Origin of the sequence: Legionella spiritensis, assembly GCF_900186965.1 — a bacterium.
GTDB classification, from domain to species: domain Bacteria; phylum Pseudomonadota; class Gammaproteobacteria; order Legionellales; family Legionellaceae; genus Legionella_C; species Legionella_C spiritensis.
Genome location: NZ_LT906457.1, coordinates 869,039 through 892,360 on the forward strand (window position 1 = coordinate 869,039; position 23,322 = coordinate 892,360).

Genomic DNA, 23,322 nt, shown 5'->3' on the forward strand with positions numbered 1-23,322 from the left:
TTGTTATTTTGATGTTTCTTCTTCAATACAAAAAAATTATTCCGCCGACCCGACGTTAGGAGCATTTTCTTGCATGACTAAAGGAAATACCCGTTTGACCGCGTCAATATTAAAAATACCGTCGCTGACAGTCCGTCCGTTAATGTCTTTCACCGGTTGTCCGGTATTCGCGGCGGCAAGCAGATCTTTGGCATCAATGACAAAATACCCTTTGCGCTCGGAATAACGCCCCACCGTATTTTGAAAACAGTATTTCAATTGGGCGAAGCTGTTGAGGGTTCGCAATGTTTCCCAGGCTGCGTCAAGCGATGTTACCTCAAAGGCTTGCTGGGGTGAGATTAATAACTCGCCATTTTGCATCAGCCTGTCGTATTCCATCGTCAGTTCCGATAACAACGTGTTTAACGCCGATTGTTGAGCCTGCCAGTAGACCATAAATCGGTGATCTTGCGGGGCTTCTTGAACTCTTTGAAATAAAAAAGATCCTGCTTTTTCCCAAAAAACGGCGGTTGGTGTTAATTGATTGGCTAATTCAGTCAATTGCTCCTTAGTGACGGTGGAGACAAGCCCGGTAAAAGTGACATAGGCAAAACGACCCGGCGCCTCCTGAATCATGGTTTTTTTGTTGATAATCTGCAATGGGTAAGTGTGGTGATCAATGATCAGCACAAAGTGTTTCCCGTTTTTTTTTATCCGAACGAGACCAAACGTTTCCTCGTTCATTTCCTCTTGAAGTTGTTGCAAAAAAGGTGCGGAAGTATCTTCAATCTTGCCGCCATTTAATGTCAGTAAACGTTGTGACCGCGGCCCGGCCAAAAGATAATAATGTTCATCGGCAAAAAATAAAATTTGCACACCAGTGCCATCCGGGATCACACTGATTGTATCTTTATGGTTATTAAAATAAGTCTCGGGGGATACAAGCGGATTGATGTTGGTGATCGTTAGTTTGTTATCTTCCAGACGCGCTGCCAGGGTTACGCCGGTCTGCGACAAACAAAAAACCAGTAAAAAAACGATATTCTTTTTTAGCCGGACTTTCATAAATAACGCTCCCTGATATGGGTCAGATAATGCTCGGGATTCAGTTCTTCACCGGTTGCCTGGCGCAACAGCTCCTGATAGGGAAGCAATCGGGCTTTTTGGTGAATATGCTCTCTTAACCAGGCCAGCAAAGGTTTGAATTCACCGTGTGTGATGTGTTCCCTGATCTCGGGAATTGATTTTTTGACGGCTGAAAATAGTTGGGCTGCGATTAAGGCTCCGAAGGTGTAGGCCGGAAAATAACCGAAAGCCCCTGAAGGCCAGTGAACATCCTGCATCACGCCATTTTTATCATTACCTTTGGTCGATAGTCCCAGGTAATTCTGCATGCCGGCATCCCAGACATCCGGTAAATCGTCAATGCTTATTTCGCCAGCAAACAGTTGTTGTTCAATGTCATAGCGCAGAATGACGTGCAGGGGATAAGTTACTTCATCGGCATCGACTCGAATCAAACCGGGTTCGACGTTGGTATAATGATAAAAGAGATTGTCTGCGGTAATGTTTTGGGCATCGTTAAAATATTTTTGGGCGATGGGGGCCAGGAAATCCATAAATTCCCGGCTGCGGCAAATTTGCATTTCCATAAACAGGGATTGGCTTTCGTGTACCGCCATGCCCAGTGAGTGGCCAACAGGCTGCATAAGCCATTCTTTTAACAAGCCTTGCTCATACAGGGCATGTCCGGTTTCGTGATTGATGGCCATTAAAGACGATAAAAATTCCTGTTCGTTATAACGTGTGGTGAGTCTGACATCACTTGCAATACCGCCACAGAAGGGGTGATGGCTGACATCCAGACGGCCTCGGTCAAAATCAAAACCCAGATGAGACATAATGTCCATTCCCAGTTGTTTTTGTCTGTCGATAGAAAAATGACCGGAAATGGTTTTGCTGTCACGGTTTTTCTGGTTTTCAATGACGTTGGGGAGTATGGCCGGTATTTCTTTTTTCAGGGCATTAAAAACAGGCGTTATCGTTTTGCAGTCCAAATCCGGGGAATACTCATCAATTAAAACATCCAGGGACGATTTCTGAAATAACTGTGATTTAATCTCCGCGATTACTTTTACTTTTTCAAATAATTTTTTTAAATAGGGTTTGAAGGTTTGCCAATCGTTTTTTGCCCGTAATTCCCGCCATGCCTGCACGCAGGTAAGTGATGTGCCGGTCAGTTCTTCAACGAGTTGTGCCGGAATGCACGTTGCCTGGCGGTACTGCTTTTCAATCCAGTAAAGGTTTCTTTGCTGCCATAAGGTTAGTTCTTCCATATCTTGGGCTCGCCGGATTAAATCCTCTACTTTCTTATGCGTGAGCCATTCGTGTTGGACGGCGCTTAAGGTGCTCAGCGCTTGCGCCCGTGCCTGACCACCGCCGACGGGCATCATGGTTTCTTCGTCCCAGGATACGATAGCAGCCAGATTTGCGAAGTCATAATATTTTTTAAAATGTTGTTCCAGTTGCTGGTACGCGTTCATAAGAGGCTCTTTTGATTATGGCGAATCATTGCAGCATACCGCTATGGCAAACATAAATAAACAGGATCGGGCTGGTCGTCAGGAAGCGATGATGAATCCTGACACAGGCCGCGTTAGGGGAACTATATCCTGATGTCAAAAATAATATACGGAGCGGCTTGTGATTCCCGCATTGCGGCTTTGCCTCCATGACGGGCTACATTAATTTCCGGAGGCATATGGATTTGGCGAAAGAAATAAATGTAGCCCGTAAGGAGGCCGCAGGCCGTATTGCGGGAACCACATCCGGATCTCAAACATGTTATACGGAGTGGTTTGTTAATCCCGCGTTATGAGCGTCCGGTGATGGTTCTATCAGCCGCGTGGTGAGTATGATGTCCTGCTTTCACGACAGTAACGAGTGCTGTCCCGGTTTTACGGCGAGACAAAAGCAGGTAGGCGAAAGGAACGACAAACAGGGAGAAAATAGTGCCGACGATCATCCCTCCGATAATGACAATACCTAATTGCTGACGGCTTTCCGCCCCGGCGCCAAAAGCCATAGCCAAAGGAAGGGCGCCCAGTATCATAGCCAGAGTGGTCATTAATATAGGTCGAAGACGTACCTTGGCACTGTGAAGAATGGCATTACGTTTCGATTGCCCCTGCTGTAATTGCTGGTTGGCAAATTCTGTGATTAGTATCCCGTGTTTGGTTACCAGACCAATGAGAGTCACCATCCCGATATTACTGTAAATGGACAGGCTGCCCCCAAAACAATAAAGGGCGACTACGGCCCCCACCAGGCATAGCGGCACACTTAACAATACAATTAACGGGTCAATAAAACTCTCAAATTGCGCGGCCAGCACCAGGTAGATAAAAAGCAGGGCCAGTAAAAAGGCAATCAGGCTGCTCCCTGACGATTCCAGATAATCCTTTACCGCACCGGTAAAGCGATACTGGATATCCTCAGGCAAGTTGTCATTGAGAATACGCTCTACAACAGGGACAACCTGGCTGGTGCGGGTATTCGGTGTTAATTCCGCAGTGATGCTGGCTGATCGCATGCGGTTAAGGTGAGGCAAGGTATCGGGACCTATGCTGTTGTTGATTTTTATCAGGGAGGATAACGGGATCATGCGGCCGCGATTACTTTGCACATACAGCTTGTTCAGTACGGAGGTATCTGCTCGTTGCGACTGCTGTAATTGCAAAATGACTTTGTAAGCCTGTCCGTCGTAATTAAAATTCACCGGATTGCTTCCGCCAAGCATGGTGGATAGCAGTTCGGCAACGTCGGCAAGATTGACGCCTAAATCGGCGGCCAGTTGCCTGTTTATTTCGATATCTATTTGTTCGCTGTCCAGCGCCAGGTGATTTTTCACATGTTTCAACAAAGGTTCCCTGTCCAGAATTTTGACCAGATTATTGCTGATTTCATTTAAACGTTTGTAAGACGTATTGCCCATCACTGCAAAACTGAGCTGACTGCTGCTGGCGCTGCTGTGCCCGAGCGGATTGGGATTAACGGGAAAAACACTGATTCCCGGAATGTTTTGCATTTTATCCATCAAGGAATCACCGATCGCTTTTTGAGTTCGGGAACGCTGTTTCCAGGGAACCAGTTTTAATAGTGTAAAAGCCGATGTTGGGTGCACCGATACAAGATACGCCATTTTTTCAGGCACTGCTTCATAAAGTGCTTCCAGTTGTCTGGTATAGTGATCGGTGTAGGCAGTACTGGCGTTAGTCGGGGAGTTGACAGGCCCGATGATGTAGGATTGATCTTCAATGGGCGCAATCTCCGCACCCAGATGCGCATAGCAAAACAAACCGACTGTCGTGCTTGCGAGAAGGATGGCGATAAGCCGGATCGGCTTTCGCAGACTCGCTTTCAGACAGTTATGATAAGTTGCACTGAGCTTGTCAAGATTCCTGTCAAGCCAGAGCGCGTAAGCACTGCTGTCTTTTTTCAAGAGTCTGGAGCACATCATGGGGGATAGGCTCAACGCGACCAGGCCGGACAGGATAACAGTGAGGGCGAGTGTTATCCCGAATTGCAGAAACAGTTTGCCGGTAAATCCTTCAACAAATCCCATGGGTGCATAGACCGCGCCCAGAGTAAGGGTCATGGCGATGAGGGCGAATGTGATCTCGTTACTGCCCCTGATAGCCGCCTGTATGGCCGGTAGCCCGGATTGCATGTGGCGATGGCAGTTTTCCAGGATAACAATGGCGTCATCCACAACCAGACCGATGGCAAGTACCATGGCCAGAAGCGTCAAGGTGTTTAATTCAAAGCCAAACCAGTACATGGGGCCAAACACACCAATCAGGCAGATTGGGATGGTAATTATAGGAATAATGGCGGCACGCAGGCTTCCCAGGAATAAGAAAACAACCAGCCCGACAAAGAGCGTGGCCTCCAGGAACGTTTTATAAACTTCGTGAATGGATTCCTGAATGAACTGGGTGGAGTCAAACATCACGTTGGCTTGAAAACCGACTGGAAACGTTGGGCGCATGGCCGAGAGTTCTTCATTGACCGCGTGGGCAACGTCTACCGGATTGGCGGTGGATTGTGCAAGAATTGCCAATCCTACGGCAGGTTTGCCGTTAATACGCAGCCGATTATCTTCATTTTCACTGCCCACCTTGATGATGGCTACTTCGCCAAGCCTTATCAGATGATGTTTGCGTTTCGCAATAACCAAATCGGCAAAGTGCTTGACTTCCTTGAGCCTTGCGTGAGTCACCACGGTATAGAAACGATTTTTACTTTTAATCTGGCCGCTGGGCACATCAATGTTTTGCTGGGCGAGCGTTTTTTTTATGGCTGCGACCGTGATATTTCGCGCGGCCATTTTTACGGGATCAAGGGATATTTTGACGGCGTATTCCCGGGCGCCATGAAAAACGACTTCACCCACACCCTGGATTTCCTGCAATCGTGGTTTGACATGCCGTGAAATATAATCAGTAATCTCCAGGGCGTTTTTGTTGGGATCGTGAAAGCCGATGACGGCAACCGGGTTGGCTTCGTCGTCGTTTTTACTGACGGTGGGAGGCTGGCTGCCTTCCGGTAATTTAGGTTGCAAGGCGGACATCTTGTTGCGGATTTCACTCACCACTTCATTTATGTCCACGCCCAATTGAAATTCGACCTTAACCCGGCTTTTGCTGAGCAGGCTGGTTGAGCGAATGGTATCCACCCCGGCGATGCTGCCCAGTACATTTTCTACAGGGATGGTGATTTCCTTCTCAACCAGATCCGGACTTGCGCCGTCAAAAATGGTGATAATGGTGATAATGGGGCGATCAATGTTCGGTAAATGACGAACCGGTAGTTTTTTAAAATACAGCAAACCGCTGATGACCAGCAATAACGTCAGAACAATAGTAAAAACCGGACGACGAATGCAATGTTCCGGAAAAGTCACGACACCTCCTTCCCGGCCGTAATGACGTGACTGCCTTCTTTGAGTTTATGCTGGCCGCGGATAATGATCACGTCATCAGGTTTGAGGCCGCGGTTTATTTCCGTCATGGCTTGATAATGCGCGCCTGTTTCAACCCGTAACGCGACCGCCCTACCATCGCGAATGACAAAAACCCGTTGTCCGGAGATGGTCGGGATCAGGCTTTCTTCCGGTACGAAAAGACGTTTTTTTTGTTTGCCTATCTGATGGCTGACCTTCACAAACAAACCCGGGGACAGGTGTTGCTCCTTATTTTCTATCAACGCTTCCACGGCAATGGTTCTGGTGTCCTTGTCAATGGACGGCGCGATGTAATTGACTATGCCATCGTAGGTATGTCCGGGGAAGGCGTCGGAAGAAATTTGAACATGCTGGCCGACTTTTAAACGAGATAAAAACCGTTCCGGCAGGCTGTATTCTACGCGAAGGCGTTGGTTGGCTACCAGGGTAATCAAGGGTTGCCCAATGTCGACGTATTGACCGATACTGACTTTTCTTGAGCCAAGCGTACCTGAAAACGGTGCCCTTAAACTGAGTTTTTTCAGTTGTGCCTCATTCACTTTGACGCGGTTTTGTTTGTCTCGCAAATCAGCGACAGCCTGATCCTTGGATTGCGCCGAGGCCAGGCCTCGCTTGGCCAGTTCATTGGTGCGCTTGAAATTGGTTTCGCTTAAAGCCAGATTGGCTTTGGCGGTGGCCAGTTCGCTTTTCAGAACCGTATCGTCCAGTTGGATCAGCAACTTCCCTTTTTTGACCGGTTCACCCGGTTTAAAATGAATAGCGACAATTTGTCCGGCCAGCTCGGAACTGATGTCAATATTATCAATACTGGCCAGACTACCCAGGGTTTCAAACTGTTCCGCAAACACTTTTTCACTGACTACGGATGTTTCCACATGGACAGGGTTGGAGGTGGTTGCCGGTTTGGGGGTGCTTTTATGGGAAAAATGCGAATAGCTGAAAAAGGCTATGATCATGAGTGGCAAAAGCAAGATAATAGTGCGATATTTCATGCCATAGGCACCCTGTTATTGAAGAAGGGTAAAGATTATAGAACAATTTGAGCAAGTATTCAAAAATTGAACCAATTCCTGCCAGGCAAGACCCTGTTATTTTGCATTCACCCAGAGCTCTGTTTTCACGATTTTTCTACAAAAATTGGTAGCCCGTAAGGAGGCCTGTGGCTGTATTGCCGGTTTCTTGTTCCAATATAGTACCATTTCCATTTTGTTTTGGCAGGTTAGCTTGCACAGAATGTTTGTCTTTTTGTCATCCCCGCGAAGGCGGGGATCCATACTGAATCAAGCACTGAGCCACATCAGGAATGGTTTCCCGCCTTCGCGGGAATGACAGTTAACCTGTCAAAATTAAATGGAAACAGAATGAGGACACGCCCTGGTACCAGAAGAACAGATGAACGCCCAAGTGAGCGATTTCCCGCATTTCGGCTTTGCCCTTATGACAGGCTACAAAAAATAAACCAATTAAATATCTTTTGCAGTCTAAAATAGAATTAAGTGCAAAGAACCTGTTCTGTGTGTTCATGTATCGTGAATCCTGTCTTATGATCGCGGGAGAGTAAAGTGAAAAACCTACGCCATTTCGACGAGGAAGGGCGGCTAGCCGCCGTTTATGAGTTGAAAATTCTGGATACCCCAAGAGATGAGCGATATGAACGTATTGTCCGTCTTGCCACGGATTTGTTTGAAGTTCCCATCGCGTTTGTTTCTATTGTGGAAAAAGATCGGCAGTGGTTTAAAGCCAGACAGGGAATCGAACTTGAAAATATCCCGCGCACACAGTCCCTGTGCAACATCACCATTCAGCAGGATCATCCTCTTATTGTGCTTGACACCCATCTGGATACACGGTTTGCCAACAACCCTTATGTTGTTGGGGCACCTTATATGCGTTTTTATGCCGGTGTGCCACTGGCGACGCTGGAAGGTTATAACGTTGGAACATTATGTATTTCCGATAAAATACCCAGATCATTTGATGAAAAGAAGCGTCGGATTTTAATGGATTTGGCTTCCATGACCGAAGATCAATTGAACCTGATGGAGGTTACCAGACTTGAAAAAAAATATCGTCTGACCAGCGCTGCTTTGCAAAAAGCCCGAAAATCATTGCAATTACGCAAGGATTTTATTCAAAAAGCGTTTAGTTGTTATATGTCTGATGATGTAGTGAAAAGTCTTCTTAAATCACCCTCCCAATTAGCTGTGAAGGGTGACAAGCGCAAAATTACCATTGTATTCAGCGACTTGAGAAACTTTACCGGATTGTCGGAAACGCTGCCCCCCGAGGCGGTATTTGCGGCACTCAATAATCTTTATGAGCATATGGTTAATGTGATTGAAAAATATGGGGGTACTATCGATTCGTTCATCGGTGATGCCATTATGGTGATTTTTGGAGCGCCCCATTCCACGGAATCGGATGCCTTGAAGGCCGTAGCCTGTGCTCTGGACATGCAGCTGACATTAAAAAAAGTCAACACGTTAAATCAAGGGCAAGGTCTCCCGGAATTTGACATGGGTATTGGCATTAATACCGGTTATGCCATGGTAGGAAACATGGGTTCGCAAAAGAGAATGCAATACACCGCGATTGGTTCGCCGGTTAATCTGGCGTCACGTATTCAGGATTTAACCATTGCCGGCCAGGTTTTAATATCGGAAGCCACGTTTCAGGAAGTTGGTAAACCGTTGCACATCAAAGGACATCTTCGGGTCAAGGTCAAAGGCGTCAGCCGACCTATCACCATTTATGACGTGGATGGGGTTAGCGGCGTGTACAGTGTTTTTTTAAAATAGGCGACATCCCTGTCGCCCTGGCTATGAAGGATTGCCGGAAAGAACTAAGGCGTGTCTTTGGTGAGCCACTTGTTGAGGATCTCAATAATTTTTTGCGCCTGATCCTCGCTGGAAATATTAAATTTCGATTTCATCCAGTATTGATTGTTACGTTTCTGGTAACGTCTGATGGAATATTTAACCGGGCCATAAGCCTGTTTGCCATTATCCCAGTCCTGATAGCGAAACATAATGGTAGTCCACGCACCTTTGGACAGGATTTCCTTGTCCAGTTCCTTGATCGTTTCCAACCCGTTTTCCGAGTAGGCGATCGTTAAGTCGTCAATTGTTTCGCTCATGGGAATATTTCCTGATAATAATTAAATAGCGTTTGCCCCGGATCATGTCACTTTTTCCCTCCCTGCCACGGGTTTGGAAAGAAGTCTATTGTTTCACCGGGGCGGCTCCGGGTATTTTTACCGTTAATCGATGGATTGTAATTTGCCGTTAACAAATGTCAAGCTGACCGGAGATTGATATTGGCCGGGCTGATAAACCCAGACTTCGGGTTTTTGGGTGCTGGGTATGGGCTTGTTAATAAACGTCTTGTTGGTGAGAGACGGATCGCCACAGGCGCCATAAACCTTGCTGGCCGGATCACCTATTTGAATACTGGTGCCGCCGCATATGGAGAAAGCATTGGCGTCGGAGCCATTGATTTTGACGCCGCTGACCTTGTTGTCGGTAATGTCAACCTGTAATTGCGCACCGCCCGTATTACTGCCGAAAGGCTGGGCAAAGCCGGTGTTGCTGTTACCGACTGGAATGGCCCAGACGCCATAAAACGCCTTGGGTGCTCCCTGGTTGTTATACATTAACTGTTGCACCGGAACTTTTTCTGTCACCGGCGTATTGGATTCCTGTTTGCTGAGCGGCTGCCCGCAAGCGTTGAGAACCTGTTCCTGCGTCATGCCGACGTTGATGTAACCGGAACGTTGCGGACAGTACACCGACTGTGCCGCAAAGACACTCAATGAAACGGTTGCAAGACCCAGCGTGGTCAAGGTTTGTTTTATCATGAGAGAGACTCCCCTGAATCTGCTCAATCTGATTTTAGTATAGCTCCTTCTGCTGATAGTGGAGATTTTCCGCTCTTTTTTACAGAAGCGGTAATGGCATGGATGCGCTTAAAAACAGGGTAATGACTTTCAGAATAATCATAATAATGAAAGGAGAAAAATCAAAACCGGAGATATCGGGAATAATTTTCCGTCCTAATATCAGCAAAGGTCTGGTGACAATAGCCAAAACCTCGGCAACCGGATGTTGCCAGGCCGGATTGATCCAGCTCATAATAACCCGGATTAAAATCATGTAAAACATCAGGTTGCAGGGTTGAACAACCAGGTCGGCCGCTACAAAGAGAGCCAGAAGCGAAGCGGGCATGACCGCACCGTAAACCACCAGACTCAGGCAGGCAAATTTGAGAAACTCAATGATAATGATCAATACCAGACTTACCCAGTCGTAACGTCGAGGGGCGGCGTTTTTACCATAAATTAACTGTTCCAGTGGACGGATGACTGGATTGGTGAACGTATTGATAGCCTGACTGACGGGATGCAGTGAACTGATACGAAAATAACGGAGAAAAATTCTTATCCAGAATAAAAACAGAACCACTGAAAAAAACAGATTGGTAAGAAAATAACCCACAGATATAAAGCCTGCCATAACACCCCCTCATAAAATAAACTGTAAAATGGCTGCCAGTAGACCTAAAGACGGCGGAAGCGGCCACTTGAGAAACCCTCAATTTTTTTGCTATTCCTTGTTCATGTCAATAGATCCCAATTGTTTGGCGCGTTCACACGCGGCGTGCATGGCTTTTAAAAGGATGGTGTCAAACTCCCGCTGCTGGAGGACGGCGATGGCCGCCGCTGTTGTCCCGGCCGGCGAAGTGACCTGTTGTCTCAGTTCAAAAGCCGATAAACCGGTTTGTTCCATGAGAGCCAACGCGCCATGAATGGTTTGCGTGGTAAATGATAGAGCCGCTTCCTTGTCCAAACCCAGTTTTTCAGCAGCCCTGGTCATGGCTTCAACAAATAAAAAAACGTAGGCGGGACCACTGCCGGAAACGGCTGTGTAGGCGTTTAATAATGATTCATCGTCCAGCCACCGGATAATACCTGCTCCGTTGAAAATGGTTTCCGCCCGTTTTTTTTGCAGTATATCCAGGTGTTCATTGGCAACCAGCGGCGTGGCTCCTTTTCCTGCGGATAAGGCGATGTTCGGCATGGCGCGTACGATGGCTTGTTTTTCGTTACAGAAAGACGCGATCCAGGCCAGGTCGATACCGGCCGCTACCGAGACCAATACGGCTTGTTCAGGAATGTCATGGCCAATTTGAGTTAAAACGTCACCCATTTTTGCCGGTTTGACAGCCAGAACGATGACATCCGCATCTTTTATAACCGCAAGATTGTCGCAATCCGTGGTGAAATGTTCGTCACGACCCGGTTGCAGGGAAGGGGATGCGACGGACAAGTTGTGAGTATGGTTTGTTTGTAATCCGTCTATAATGGCACGTGCCATATTGCCGTAGCCGATAAATGAAATATTCATCGTTTAACCTCGTTCTCCAAAAATGGCTCTGCCGACCCGAACCATGGTGCTGCCGGCCCGGATTGCCGCCTGTAAATCATCGCTCATGCCCATGGACAAGGTATCCAGCCGCTCAGGATATTGTTGATTGATTTGTTCCAGTAAACGCGCCAGCCTTAACAGGCTTTGGTATTGCCGTTTTTCATCGCAATGCGGTTTGGGAATGGCCATCAATCCTCGCAGCCTCAATGTCGGGCATTGTAAAATAAAAGTGGCCAGCGCTTGCGCCTCAGCCGGCGCTATGCCCGATTTGCCGGGCTCATCATCCAGGTTGATCTGAATACATACATTAAGAGGCGGTTTGTCTGCTGGTCGGTATCGGGCTAAATACGCCGCCGTTTTCTCACGGTCAACAGTATGCACCCAATCAAAATGGGTCGCAATGTCAGCCGCTTTGTTACTTTGCACAAGACCGATGAAATGCCATATTATCGGTAGTTTCTTTAATATATCGATCTTGCTTTTCGCCTCCTGCCAGTAATTTTCTCCGAACTCGTTTAATCCGCATGCGAAGGCTTGTTGAATAGCGGTAGCCGGCTGGCCTTTGCTGACGGCAATCAGGCGAATATCGCCCGGGTTTCTACCCTGGCGTTTCGCACTTTGTATGATCGATTGCTGAACAAGAAGTATTCGGTCGGCGATAGTCATGATGTCATGGTAAGGTCAAGGCAGTAAAAACGCCAACGATATCAGAGTATTGGCCATTATAACAATTTTCGGCGCGGATATTCATTTCATTCGGAATACAACTTTAAAAACAGGGTCTGGTAAGCTAATCTTTAGGAATAAACCTGATTGATCCAGGAAACTGAATATGGATATTGCCGAGTTGCTAGCGTTTTCCGTTAAAAACAATTCATCGGATTTGCATCTGTCCGCAGGATTGCCGCCCATGATTCGAGTCGATGGCGACTTGCGTAAAATCAATGTCCCTGCCCTGGAGCACAAGGATGTCATTAAAATTATCTATGACATTATGAACGATAAGCAACGCAAGGAATACGAGGAACACCTGGAAACGGATTTCTCGTTTGAAATTATCAATCTGGCCCGTTTCAGGGTGAACGCGTTTACCCAGGCGCGTGGGGCAGGCGCGGTATTCCGAACCATTCCATCCAAAATTCTCAGTATGGAGGAATTGAATTTACCGTCGATATTTACCGAAATTGCCACGTATCCCAAAGGCCTGGTTCTGGTGACAGGACCGACAGGTTCGGGAAAAAGTACCACGTTGGCGGCAATCATTGACTATATCAACTCATCACGATATGAACATATCCTGACGGTGGAAGATCCCATCGAGTTCGTCCACGAGAGCAAGAAATGCCTGGTAAACCAGAGGGAAGTACATCGGGATACGCATAGCTTTAACGCGGCACTGCGTTCCGCGCTGAGGGAAGACCCGGATATTATTCTGGTGGGGGAGTTGCGGGATCTGGAAACCATACGTCTTGCGATGACCGCGGCAGAAACGGGGCATCTGGTCTTTGGAACCCTGCATACCAATTCCGCCACGAAAACCATTAACCGGATCATTGATGTGTTTCCCGGCGAGGAAAAATCGATGGTGCGATCCATGTTATCGGAATCGTTAATGGCTGTTATCGCGCAAAGTTTGTTGAAGAAAACAGGAGGCGGGCGGGTGGCCGCTCTTGAAATCATGATTTGTAATTCCGCTATTCGAAACCTGATTCGTGAGGATAAGGTCGCGCAAATGTATTCTTCCATACAGACGGGACAGGCCAAGGGCATGCAGACTCTGGATCAACATTTGACGCAACTGGTGCATGATAACCTGATTGCCAAGCACACGGCGAGGGATGTGGCTATGAACAAGGCGTTGTTTTAATAATCCCGCAATCCGCTGCGCTTCTTGAAGGGCTACGATATCCGTAACCCTTGTGAAACGCGGGATCTGATCAGGCATTTTTCTGAATATCTATCAATTCCCTGATGCCGTTTTCAGCCAGATCAAGCATGTCATTGAGTTGTTTTCTATCAAAGTATTTCTCTTCGGCCGTACCCTGCACTTCAATGAAATGGCTCGCTTCATTCATGACGATGTTCATATCCGTTTCAGCCAGAACGTCTTCCGCGTAGTCCAAATCAAGAACGGGTTGTCCACGGTATATCCCTACGGAAACGGCAGCCACGTATTGGAAAGCCGGTGTTTTGCGCAGCTTGTCACGGGCAACCATCCAGGATAGCGCGTCTCTCATCGCGACACAGGCGCCGGTAATGGCGGCCGTGCGAGTGCCTCCGTCTGCTTGCAGGACGTCGCAATCCAGTGTCAGGGTATGCTCGCCCAATACTTTCAAATCGATGCAGGCCCGCAGGGATCGGCCAATCAGACGCTGGATTTCAAGGGTTCTGCCGCCTTGTTTTCCCCTGCTGGCTTCGCGTTCCGTACGGCTATGAGTGGCACGCGGTAACATGCCGTACTCCGCCGTGACCCATCCCTGACCTTTTCCCTTGAGAAAGCGAGGCACACCGTCAATAACGGATGCCGTGCACAGTACGCGGGTATGGCCAAATTCAACCAGGACGGCGCCCTCGGCATGTTGGGTATACTGGCGGGTGATTTTTATCGGGCGTAATTGATTGGCTTCGCGATTACTGGGTCGCATGGTGAATCCTCGCTAAAAATGATGGAGTATAACTCATTTTGATGTCGCGATGCACCCGCTTGATGTGGTGACGCACCCGCACTTGCATTTGTACAAAATTAGGTTATAGTCGCCGCACCTGCAATTTATGGTTAGTCAGTATTATTATGATATATAGTATGACCGCCTTTGCGCGATCACAAACGCAATTTAACGAAACGACCATTTGCTGGGAGCTTCGTTCCGTGAACCATCGGTATCTGGATATTTCCTTTCGATTACCGGAGGCGTGGCGATTTCTTGAAACGGAATTGCGCAATCAACTGCGCGGACAATGCCACCGCGGTAAAATTGAATGTCAGCTGAAAATCACGGACGGCTCGTCTGATTCCCAATCCCTTGCCATTAATTACGGGATGGTTCATTCTCTTTTGCACGTTGGTGAGGAACTGGCGGTTAATAAACATCTGGCTAATGACCTGACTTTGTCAGGCGTTTTGTCCTGGCCGGGTGTGGTGCAATGCAGTCCGGTTGATATGGATGGGATCCGCGAGCAGGTTAAAATGGTCTTTCAACAGGCGTTACAGCAATTGATTGTGTCGCGTGCCGAGGAAGGCAAGTCATTGGAAAGTCATTTGCAAGGCCGCTTGCAACTGATGCACGAAGAGGTAGACAAAGCGAAATCACAAGCCAGCTTTTCAATAGCGGAACTACGGGACAAAATGCTGACTCGTTTGCATGCGCTGCAGCTGGATACGGAGCGTCCGCGAGTGGAGCAGGAAATCGCCTTGATGTTAACGCGTCTGGACGTCAGTGAGGAACTGGACCGCTTGAACACCCATTTACTGGAAGTCGCTCGAGTATTGAGCGATACTGAAGTAATGGGGCGTCGTCTTGATTTTCTTATGCAGGAATTAAATCGTGAAGCGAATACGTTGGGCTCGAAATCCGAGTCGACGGCGCTGACGTCCTGTGTGATTGAAATGAAAGTGTTGATTGAACAAATGCGAGAACAAATTCAAAATATAGAGTGAGTATATGACCGATTCATCCCAGGGAAATTTGTTTATTGTGGCAGCGCCTTCCGGAGGAGGAAAAACCAGTCTGGTTAAAAAACTGATTCAATCTCTCGACGATATCGCTGTCTCTATTTCTCATACTACCCGACCTCAACGTCCTGGTGAACAGGATGGGGTTGACTATTTTTTTGTAAGCCGGGATCAATTCCTTGACATGATCAATGAAAATGATTTTCTGGAGCATGCGGTGGTGTTTAACCATTATTACGGTACTTCTGTGGCACAGATTAACCGACTGCTGGACGAGGGGAAGGACGTGGTTTTGGATATAGACTGGCAGGGCGCACAGCAAATCAGGCATATTTATCCCCGGTCCGTCAGCATTTTTGTAGTACCTCCCTCCCTGACCGTTTTGAAAAAAAGGCTTGAGGAGAGACGGCAGGATGATCACAAGGTGATAGCCGCACGAATGCAGCGTGCCCAGGATGAATTAAGCCATTTTTCCGAATTTGATTACCTCATCATTAATGACGAGTTTAACCAGGCGGCGATGGATTTGCAGGCCATTGTTCGTGCGAACCGCCTGACGCTCAAGCGTCAATCGGAAAAGGCTGGAAAATTACTTTCTTTCCTGCTTTCTTCGCAGTAAAATAGAGTATTTTGACCAATTTATTGCGTAGCCGGGTTGCGATATACTCCGGCTGCAAGTCGGCATGATTCGATGTGGAATTATGCTTTATTCGCTTCCGGAGGTTTATATTATGGCACGTGTAACGGTAGAAGATTGTTTGGAGCATGTGGCAAACCGTTTTGAACTGGTCATGGTGGCTACAAAACGTGCCAGGGACATTGCGGTTCGTGGTGAGCAGCCATTGGTAGAGTGGGAGAATGACAAGCCCACCGTTGTCGCGTTGCGGGAAATCGCCGAAGGTTTGATTACACCCGAGATGCTGGAGAAAAGCTGAGACGGGATTTTGTAACAGGACAGGCGGTATATTGAAACCTTTGGCAACCGGCCGTATCTGAGTTCAGGTTGAACGACAATAATTATTTAGAAAAGGCGCAGGTCGGGCGAGGCGCCTGATGGCACTTACTTAAGTCTTTAAAGCGGCTCACTACGTCCCTCGGCTTGACCGAGGGATCCAGGAATCTCAGGATGAGGGTTGTGAAGAATTTAATGTTTAAAATGAACCGGATATGGTCGTTCCTGACAGGGGTATTAATGGATATTTGCGGTTTCTGAAGAACAGTGACCATTGATACTTTCCGGATGAGTGGCAACATCGCTTAATGTTCAACCAGAGAGCTGTGGCCCGCATGAAATTGGCAGTCTATTGAAGCGAGGGGAGTGCTGCGTGAGCTACTTTAAGGAGTTGGATGAAGAGCTTAAATGCTATCTTGAGCAACCCTATATTGAAAAGTGCTATCAAGCTTACCTGGTGGCGGAAAAAGCCCACCATGGCCAAATGCGGCGTTCCGGCGAACCCTATATTACCCACCCTGTCGCTGCCGCCCTGATTCTGGCGCGTATGCGTCTCGATTACCAGACCATCATGGCTACCTTGCTCCATGATGTGGTGGAAGACACCTCTATCAGCAAAGACGAACTCATCCAGCAATTTGGCGAGGAAGTGTCCGCCCTGGTGGACGGCGTGACCAAATTAACCAAAATCAAATTTGAATCGCGTGCCGAGGCTCAGGCGGAAAATTTCCGTAAAATGGTTTTGGCGATGGTCAAGGATATTCGAGTGATCATCGTGAAACTGGCCGACCGGTTTCACAATATGAAAACGCTAGGCGCGATGCCTTCCGTCAAGCGGCGGCGCATCGCCATTGAAACACTGGAAATTTACGCACCAATCGCCAATCGCCTGGGTATGCACGCCATTTATACCGGTCTTGAGGATTTGGGGTTTCAGGCGCTTTATCCCCTGCGCTATCGCGCCATTAAATCGGCCGTGGAAAAATCACGGGGAAACCGCCGGGAATTAACCGGGAAAATTGAGCAGGATCTGCAAAAGGCCATGCAGCAACTTAACATTCCTTACGAGCACGTGTTTGGCCGGCAAAAGCATTTGTACAGTATTTACCGCAAGATGCGCCAGAAAAAAGCATCGTTTACGGAAATTACCGACGTGTTCGCGTTTCGGGTTATTACCGAGGACATTGACTCCTGCTATCGGGTGCTTGGTGCGTTGCATCGAACGTACAAACCGGTTCCGCAGCGTTTCAAGGACTACATAGGAATACCCAAGGCAAACGGCTACCAATCCTTGCATACGACGTTGTTTGGACCTTATGGCGTGCCGTTGGAAGTGCAGATCCGGACACGTGATATGGACAGCGTGGCGGAAAATGGTGTGGCCGCGCACTGGATTTACAAATCCTCCGGTCTGGAAGTGAACGAGGCGCAGCTACGCGCCCGCGAGTGGGTGCAGCGTCTGCTGGAAATGCAACGCAGTACGGGAAATTCGCTCGAATTTATCGAAAATGTGAAAATTGATTTGTTTCCGGACGAAATTTATGTGTTTACCCCCAAAGGCCACATTATGGAGCTGCCAAAAGGTGCGACACCGGTCGATTTTGCCTATACGGTCCATTCGGGGGTAGGTAACAGTTGTGTGGCGGCCAAGGTTAACCGGCGCCTGGTGCCTTTAAGTATGCCCCTGACCAATGGTCAGACCGTCGAAATCATCACAGCGCCAAGTGCGCATCCCAACCCGACCTGGCTTAACTTCGTGGTGACCGGAAAAGCCCGCAGTAATATCCGCCATTTTTTAAAGAGCCAGCAGCATGCGGAATCCATCGTTCTGGGAAAACGCCTGCTTGAGCAGTCTTTGATGGAACTTGGCAGCGACTATGCTAAAGTTCCTCCCGAATCTTTACAGGCGCTGCTGCATGATCTTCATTACAAATCAGCCGATGAATTACTATATGCCATTGGTATCGGCAATCAGATGCCCATGGTGATTGCGAAACGTCTGGTTATCAATCAGGAAAGCCCCGAGCTTGAAAAAACGGGTAAAACCAGCAAGCCTCTTGCCATTAAGGGAACGGAAGGGATGGTTGTGAATTTCGCCGAATGTTGTCAACCTATTCCGGGTGATAATATTGTCGGACGTTTTCAACAAGGTCGTGGTATTATTGTCCATGCCAGTGATTGCCGACAAGTCAATCAGATTCGCAGCCATCCGGAGCAGTTTATTTCACTGCGCTGGGATGAGCAGGTTGAAGGGGAATACTGGGTTGATATTACAGTGGATGTGGCCAATCAACGTGGCGTTCTCGCAGCCCTGGCTACGGCGATTGCCGAGGCGGAGTCCAATATTGGCAATATTAATGTGGATCCGCGTGATGGACGCCATAACGCGGTGACTTTTTCCATCAGCGTGCGTGACCGTACCCACCTGGCAAGGGTAATGAGGCGTTTACGGGCCAACAAGGTGGTCATGCGCCTTTATCGAAAAAAACAAGGGGAGTAGATTTATGCAAGCTATCCATACCGACCTGGCGCCGGCCGCTATAGGTACTTACAGTCAAGCTATTCGTTGTGGTAATACCGTATACCTGTCAGGACAAATTCCGCTTGATCCTGAAACCATGCAATTATGCAGCGAGGAGATTCGCTTGCAGATTAACCAGGTTCTGGAGAATTTAACCGCCGTGTGTGAAGCGGCCGGCGGCAGTCTTGCGAATATTGTTAAATTAAATGTGTATCTGACCGATCTGAATCATTTTCCTCTGGTCAATGAAGCGATGACCCGCTATTTTACGGAACCTTTTCCTGCACGAGCGGCTATCGGGGTGTCTGCCTTGCCAAGAGGATCCCAGGTTGAAATGGATGGGGTACTTGTTTTACCCGAAACATCACCGAAATAAGTGGACAATGAGGGTTACGCCCGTACCGGGCGAAACATGTTTGTTATCGCCTGGCTGATATTATTCGGGCTGCTGTTCGCTTTTTTTTATTTTTTCAGTGGGGATGAGAAGGGCGGTTATCAGGTTCAACATGGCCAGGTCATGATTGACGCGGACTCTCAGGGTCATTATCGCATTAAGGGCTATATTAATGATAAGCCGGTTGAATTTATGGTGGATACCGGAGCCAGTCTGGTCGCGATTCCTCAATCTATTGCTGACAGGTTGCACCTTACGGGCAGATACCCTGTCCGGCTGGAAACGGCTAATGGCTCGATGACCGGATTACTGACCCGAATGGATACCCTGGTGTTCGGAGATTTTCACTTGACCAACATCAAGGGGGTTATTTTGCCGGATAACAAGAGTGATACGATTTTGTTGGGAATGAATGTGTTGTCTTTGTTTAATCTGACCCAAAAGGAAAGGCAGCTGGTGATAAAAAAATAGATGTGTCGGGTTGATTGCCTGATTGGCATGGAAACAAAGCTTGACGCTGATTGATGTAAACAGGTTTTTTCTATGAGTATACTTTCACTCCATGGTGTGACTCTGCAAGTAGGCGGCCATCTTTTACTGGATAAGGTCGATTGGCAGATCCAGCCGCAGGATCGCATTGCCTTAGTCGGGCGTAACGGAGCGGGTAAATCGTCCCTGCTGCGTTTATTGCAAGGGACGTTGTTGCCTGATGGCGGTCAAATGAATCGTCTGGGAGGGATTCGGGTAGCCGGTCTTACTCAGGAGGTACCGATCTCGGGTGAGGAATCGGTTTATCATTTTCTGGTGAAAAGTCTTGGTCAGGCAGGCGAGGTTCTCGCCGAGTTTCATCGTTTATCCCTTGCTAACGATTCAGCCGCTCTGGCCAAATGCCAGATCAGGATGGATGAGCTGCAAGCCTGGGATATTCTGCCGCGTGTTGAGATGATGGCCAGTCGTCTCGATATTGATCCCCAGGCGGTGATGAGCCGGTTATCGGGCGGCATGAAACGCTGCGCGTTATTGGCGGCGGCCCTGATTGCGGCGCCCGATCTGTTGTTGCTCGACGAACCTACCAACCATCTGGATATCAATGCCATCGAATGGCTGGAATCCTATCTGAAATCCTATCGTGGCAGTTTGCTGGTGGTGACCCATGACCGCGAGTTTTTAGGTCAGGTCGCCAATCGTATTGTGGAGCTGGATAGGGGCAAGATATATACCTTTGATTGCAATTACGATACCTATCTTGATCGCCGGGAAGCCATGCGTATGGCGGAGCAGAAGCACAACGATCTGTTTGATAAACGCTTGAGTGATGAGGAAGCCTGGATCCGCACCGGTATCAAGGCCAGACGCACGCGCAATGAAGGACGGGTACGGGCCTTGAAAGCCATGCGTGAACAATTCAGGGCACGACGGGCGGAAGTCGGCAAAGCGAAATCCATGCAACTGGACGTATCCCGTTCCGGCGCGCTGGTTATTGAGGCCAGCCATGTGACCAAACAATTAGGGGAAAAAACATTGTTGCGTGATTTTTCCCTGTTACTGACCCGGGGTGACAAGGTAGGTATTATCGGCCCGAACGGATGTGGCAAAACCACGTTGGTACGGGTTTTATTAGGGGAACTTGAACCGGATAGCGGTACGGTCCGTCGGGGAACGTCTCTGGATATCGCCTATTTTGATCAATTGCGGCGGCAACTGAACGAGCAGGAAACGGTCATGGCCAATGTCGCCGATGGGGCGGATTACGTGACGGTCAATGGCAAACAAAAGCACGTCGCCTCCTATTTAAAGGAATTTTTATTTTCACCGGAACGTTTTAATCAGCAAGTGTCTACGTTATCCGGTGGAGAACGCAATCGCCTGCTGCTTGCCAGACTGTTTGCAAAACCGGTTAATTTTCTGGTGCTCGATGAGCCGACCAATGATTTGGATATTGAGACTCTGGAGCTTCTCGAAACCATGCTGGCAGATTTTTCCGGAACCCTGTTATTGATCAGTCACGACAGGGTATTCATCAATCAGGTGGTGACCAGTATTTTAGTTCATGAGGGTGAAGGGGAATTTCGGGAATACGTCGGCGGGTATGACGATTACCGTCAGCAAAAAAGGCAACAACGTGAGACAACGGCTGATAAATCTGTAAAACGCAGGGATAATTCGGTAAAACTGAGTTTCAATGAGCAGCGGGAGCTTGCGAATTTACCGCTTGAGATTGAAGCGCTGGAAGATAAAATTTCCAAACGGCAACTGGATATGGCTAATCCTGAGTTCTATCAGCAGGATCCCCTGACCATCAGCCGAATAAATCAGGAGCTGGCTGATGATGAGGCCAAACTAACCAGGCTTTATCAGCGTTGGGAATCGCTGGAGGAAAAAGGGTAGCTAATTTTGACCGGGCGGCGTCATTGGTTTATTTTTGTAACCGGTGTTTGAACAAGGAATGAGCGGTTATTTCCTTCTAAATAATTACAAGTCAGGTGTCGCATGGCAGATAATATGTTATTGACCATAACTCTGGTGTTACTGGGGACGTCCATTCTGGTTTTTTTCTCCCAGGAGTTCGGGAAAGCCGCGAAAAAATTGTTTTCCTATCCCGGCGTGACCTGGTGTCTACCGGTTTTTCTGGCTTCTTTCCTGGTGGTTTCCTATGAACACTGGGTATTATGGGGGCTATTAAAAATCAAGGCTCTTTTACATCTTTTTGTTGAATGGATCGTCGATATCCTTCCTTTTACAACAGGCGAATTCCTTGTCGCCAAACTCCTCGTGTTAATGGTGCTGACTATTCTTCCGGTTTGGGCGTTGAATATCCGGAGTATCCGAAAAACGTTCAAACCCTATAAACATCCTTATTTATTGAGCGCCCTGATATGGATTACGGTTGCCATGCTGTTGTCCGTCCCTGTCCAGTGAACCACCATTATGTTTCCGCTCGAAATCCAGCAATCCGCTGCGCTCCTTGGCGGGCTACAATGAAAAAATAGAGTAGCCCGCCAAGGAGCGCAGCGGATTGCGGGGATTCATTAATCATCAAATGACATTGGTATAATGGTTACAGTCTTACCCCAATCCTGCTCCAGTTTTCCCTTTCTCACATACCAATGAAATGAGGAGTATGGCCACTGATATACTGATGCGACCAAACCATGTTTTACCGGATTGTAATGAATATAATTAATATGTGCTTCCAAATCCTGGTCGTTTCTTATCGTATGCTCCCAAAATCTATCTTGCCAAATTTTGTATCTGCCATGTTTTTTTTGTAATGAATAACCTTGTTTTAATAAACCTTGGGTGAAAGAACTTTTAATTGTACGCCAGCGGCTGGCATAATTAGCGTCTCCATCCGGCAGTTTCCAGATAGTGTGGAGATGATCGGGTAAGATAACCGTTGCCAGAACGTTATAAGTTTGTTTTTCTCGTGTTTTCTTCATTGAATTGTAAAGCAAATCAATATGCCTGGTTAATAAACCAGTTTGCCGATCCGCTAATGCGAGGGTGAAAAAATAAACGCCTCCCTCCAATTTGTTCCTGCGATAATTGACCATTTTTGATTGATTCCCTTCATTCCTCAACAGGGTTTGATAATAGGAAACATGACGGCTTAAACACGTCCGAAATAACAGGGGTTTCCATTTTCCCGCAATACGCTGCGCTCCTTGGCGGGCTACAATGAAAAAATAGGGTAGCGGGACGGCCCGGCAAAATGGATTGTCAAAAATAGTAGCGGGGAGGCGCCGAAAATGGATTGTCAAAAATAGTAGCCCGCCAAGGAGCGCAGCGGATTGCGGGAAAGGACACTTTTCATTTAATGTGTTTGCATTTCTCCCAGACGATACGGATAATTTTCCCGACACCGGTTGTAGGCGTAGATGAGCTTTTTGTTGGTCGGGTAGTAGCCATAAATATGGGCGTCGTATTCTTCACAGGGCTTGCGGCTCAGGAAACAACCGCGGCGGGCATGCCAGATAAATCCCGTGGGCGAGCATTCGAGCCTGCGGCCGTCAAAACAGACGTAATGCGGTGTATCGGGTGCGCTGAATTCGTAAAAACCACCGGCGAAGGCCAGTGCCGGAAGCATCAACATCAGATAAGCAGGCAGTTTTAGCATGATCGTGTCCATGAGCTTGCTATACTAATAAAGATAGAATAGATTGTGGACAATGCCAATGTTGTGAACACTGTGATGAAGCAAGGATGATTTTGATTGGCCAGGGGCGTTTTATTTTTACAGGGCAATACGGGAGGCGCCATTGTGAAGGAGGCGGCATGACCGATGCGGGAGTCCATACAATCGGGCTATCCCAAGTGGAATTCGTAACGAATTTATGATGAAAATTTGCCCATAA

Annotated in this window: 22 protein-coding genes; 10 read left to right on the forward strand and 12 right to left on the reverse strand. The window is 47.9% G+C overall.

Going from position 1 to position 23,322, the window contains the following annotated elements; all coding sequences use genetic code 11:
* Positions 1 to 36 precede the first annotated feature (36 nt).
* The 4 genes from CKW05_RS04020 to CKW05_RS04035 form a co-directional block, all read right to left on the reverse strand.
* Positions 37 to 1,044: a hypothetical protein gene (locus CKW05_RS04020; RefSeq protein WP_058484076.1), complete on the reverse strand. Its 1,008-nt coding sequence runs from the start codon at positions 1,042 to 1,044 to the stop codon at positions 37 to 39.
* The gene (locus CKW05_RS04025; protein WP_058484075.1) at positions 1,041 to 2,522 is read right to left on the reverse strand and encodes a carboxypeptidase M32; all 1,482 of its coding nucleotides are present in this window, start codon (positions 2,520 to 2,522) and stop codon (positions 1,041 to 1,043) included. Before CKW05_RS04025 ends, CKW05_RS04020 begins: the two co-directional genes overlap by 4 nt.
* Before the next feature lie 329 nt (positions 2,523 to 2,851).
* Positions 2,852 to 5,944, reverse strand: a complete 3,093-nt coding sequence (locus CKW05_RS04030) for an efflux RND transporter permease subunit (protein ID WP_058484074.1) — start codon at positions 5,942 to 5,944, stop codon at positions 2,852 to 2,854.
* Positions 5,941 to 6,996: an efflux RND transporter periplasmic adaptor subunit gene (locus CKW05_RS04035; protein ID WP_058484073.1), complete on the reverse strand. Its 1,056-nt coding sequence runs from the start codon at positions 6,994 to 6,996 to the stop codon at positions 5,941 to 5,943. The genes CKW05_RS04030 and CKW05_RS04035 overlap by 4 nt, the downstream gene beginning before the upstream one ends.
* A 570-nt stretch (positions 6,997 to 7,566) precedes the next feature.
* On the opposite strand from CKW05_RS04035, the gene CKW05_RS04045 reads away from it, so the two are divergent.
* Complete coding sequence (locus tag CKW05_RS04045) at positions 7,567 to 8,802, forward strand: adenylate/guanylate cyclase domain-containing protein (protein WP_058484071.1); 1,236 nt, start codon at positions 7,567 to 7,569, stop codon at positions 8,800 to 8,802.
* 44 nt (positions 8,803 to 8,846) lie between these two features.
* Here the strand turns inward: CKW05_RS04045 and CKW05_RS04050 are convergent, their stop codons facing one another.
* From CKW05_RS04050 to CKW05_RS04070, 5 genes are all read right to left on the reverse strand, one after another.
* Positions 8,847 to 9,140, reverse strand: a complete 294-nt coding sequence (locus CKW05_RS04050) for a hypothetical protein (protein ID WP_058484070.1) — start codon at positions 9,138 to 9,140, stop codon at positions 8,847 to 8,849.
* A gap of 123 nt (positions 9,141 to 9,263) precedes the next feature.
* The gene (locus tag CKW05_RS04055) at positions 9,264 to 9,860 is read right to left on the reverse strand and encodes a DUF2845 domain-containing protein (protein WP_058484069.1); all 597 of its coding nucleotides are present in this window, start codon (positions 9,858 to 9,860) and stop codon (positions 9,264 to 9,266) included.
* Between the two features lie 79 nt (positions 9,861 to 9,939).
* Positions 9,940 to 10,515: a YggT family protein gene (locus CKW05_RS04060; RefSeq protein ID WP_058484068.1), complete on the reverse strand. Its 576-nt coding sequence runs from the start codon at positions 10,513 to 10,515 to the stop codon at positions 9,940 to 9,942.
* Between the two features lie 90 nt (positions 10,516 to 10,605).
* Complete coding sequence (proC, locus tag CKW05_RS04065) at positions 10,606 to 11,406, reverse strand: pyrroline-5-carboxylate reductase (protein ID WP_058484067.1); 801 nt, start codon at positions 11,404 to 11,406, stop codon at positions 10,606 to 10,608.
* Positions 11,407 to 11,409: 3 nt separating this feature from the next.
* On the reverse strand, positions 11,410 to 12,093 hold the full coding sequence (locus CKW05_RS04070) for a YggS family pyridoxal phosphate-dependent enzyme (protein WP_058484066.1): 684 nt from the start codon (positions 12,091 to 12,093) through the stop codon (positions 11,410 to 11,412).
* A 166-nt stretch (positions 12,094 to 12,259) separates the two neighbouring features.
* On the opposite strand from CKW05_RS04070, the gene CKW05_RS04075 reads away from it, so the two are divergent.
* The gene (locus CKW05_RS04075) at positions 12,260 to 13,294 is read left to right on the forward strand and encodes a type IV pilus twitching motility protein PilT (RefSeq protein ID WP_058484065.1); all 1,035 of its coding nucleotides are present in this window, start codon (positions 12,260 to 12,262) and stop codon (positions 13,292 to 13,294) included.
* Positions 13,295 to 13,364: 70 nt separating this feature from the next.
* Here CKW05_RS04075 and rph read toward each other — a convergent pair whose 3' ends face one another.
* Positions 13,365 to 14,072 carry a ribonuclease PH gene (gene rph / locus CKW05_RS04080; RefSeq protein WP_058484064.1) on the reverse strand — a complete coding sequence of 236 codons (708 nt, stop codon included), beginning with the start codon at positions 14,070 to 14,072 and terminating at the stop codon, positions 13,365 to 13,367.
* A 146-nt stretch (positions 14,073 to 14,218) separates the two neighbouring features.
* On the opposite strand from rph, the gene CKW05_RS04085 reads away from it, so the two are divergent.
* From CKW05_RS04085 to CKW05_RS04120, 8 genes are all read left to right on the forward strand, one after another.
* Positions 14,219 to 15,085 carry a YicC/YloC family endoribonuclease gene (locus CKW05_RS04085; protein ID WP_058484063.1) on the forward strand — a complete coding sequence of 289 codons (867 nt, stop codon included), beginning with the start codon at positions 14,219 to 14,221 and terminating at the stop codon, positions 15,083 to 15,085.
* A 4-nt stretch (positions 15,086 to 15,089) separates the two neighbouring features.
* Complete coding sequence (gene gmk / locus CKW05_RS04090) at positions 15,090 to 15,719, forward strand: guanylate kinase (protein WP_058484062.1); 630 nt, start codon at positions 15,090 to 15,092, stop codon at positions 15,717 to 15,719.
* Between the two features lie 112 nt (positions 15,720 to 15,831).
* Positions 15,832 to 16,035, forward strand: coding sequence for a DNA-directed RNA polymerase subunit omega (gene rpoZ, locus CKW05_RS04095; protein WP_058484471.1), 204 nt, complete (start codon positions 15,832 to 15,834; stop codon positions 16,033 to 16,035).
* Between the two features lie 390 nt (positions 16,036 to 16,425).
* Complete coding sequence (gene spoT, locus CKW05_RS04100; RefSeq protein WP_058484061.1) at positions 16,426 to 18,552, forward strand: bifunctional GTP diphosphokinase/guanosine-3',5'-bis pyrophosphate 3'-pyrophosphohydrolase; 2,127 nt, start codon at positions 16,426 to 16,428, stop codon at positions 18,550 to 18,552.
* A gap of 4 nt (positions 18,553 to 18,556) precedes the next feature.
* On the forward strand, positions 18,557 to 18,949 hold the full coding sequence (locus tag CKW05_RS04105) for a RidA family protein (protein WP_058484060.1): 393 nt from the start codon (positions 18,557 to 18,559) through the stop codon (positions 18,947 to 18,949).
* 36 nt (positions 18,950 to 18,985) lie between these two features.
* The gene (locus CKW05_RS04110) at positions 18,986 to 19,438 is read left to right on the forward strand and encodes a retropepsin-like aspartic protease family protein (RefSeq protein WP_095140698.1); all 453 of its coding nucleotides are present in this window, start codon (positions 18,986 to 18,988) and stop codon (positions 19,436 to 19,438) included.
* A gap of 72 nt (positions 19,439 to 19,510) precedes the next feature.
* Entirely contained in the window at positions 19,511 to 21,355 is a 1,845-nt protein-coding gene (locus tag CKW05_RS04115) for an ATP-binding cassette domain-containing protein (RefSeq protein WP_058484058.1), read from the forward strand.
* A 102-nt stretch (positions 21,356 to 21,457) separates the two neighbouring features.
* Entirely contained in the window at positions 21,458 to 21,886 is a 429-nt protein-coding gene (locus CKW05_RS04120; protein ID WP_058484057.1) for a hypothetical protein, read from the forward strand.
* Positions 21,887 to 21,996: 110 nt separating this feature from the next.
* Here CKW05_RS04120 and CKW05_RS04125 read toward each other — a convergent pair whose 3' ends face one another.
* Together CKW05_RS04125 and CKW05_RS04130 are read right to left on the reverse strand one after the other, a co-directional pair.
* Positions 21,997 to 22,521, reverse strand: a complete 525-nt coding sequence (locus tag CKW05_RS04125; RefSeq protein WP_058484470.1) for an REP-associated tyrosine transposase — start codon at positions 22,519 to 22,521, stop codon at positions 21,997 to 21,999.
* Between the two features lie 260 nt (positions 22,522 to 22,781).
* Positions 22,782 to 23,084, reverse strand: a complete 303-nt coding sequence (locus CKW05_RS04130; RefSeq protein WP_231950695.1) for a hypothetical protein — start codon at positions 23,082 to 23,084, stop codon at positions 22,782 to 22,784.
* Positions 23,085 to 23,322: the final 238 nt, after the last annotated feature.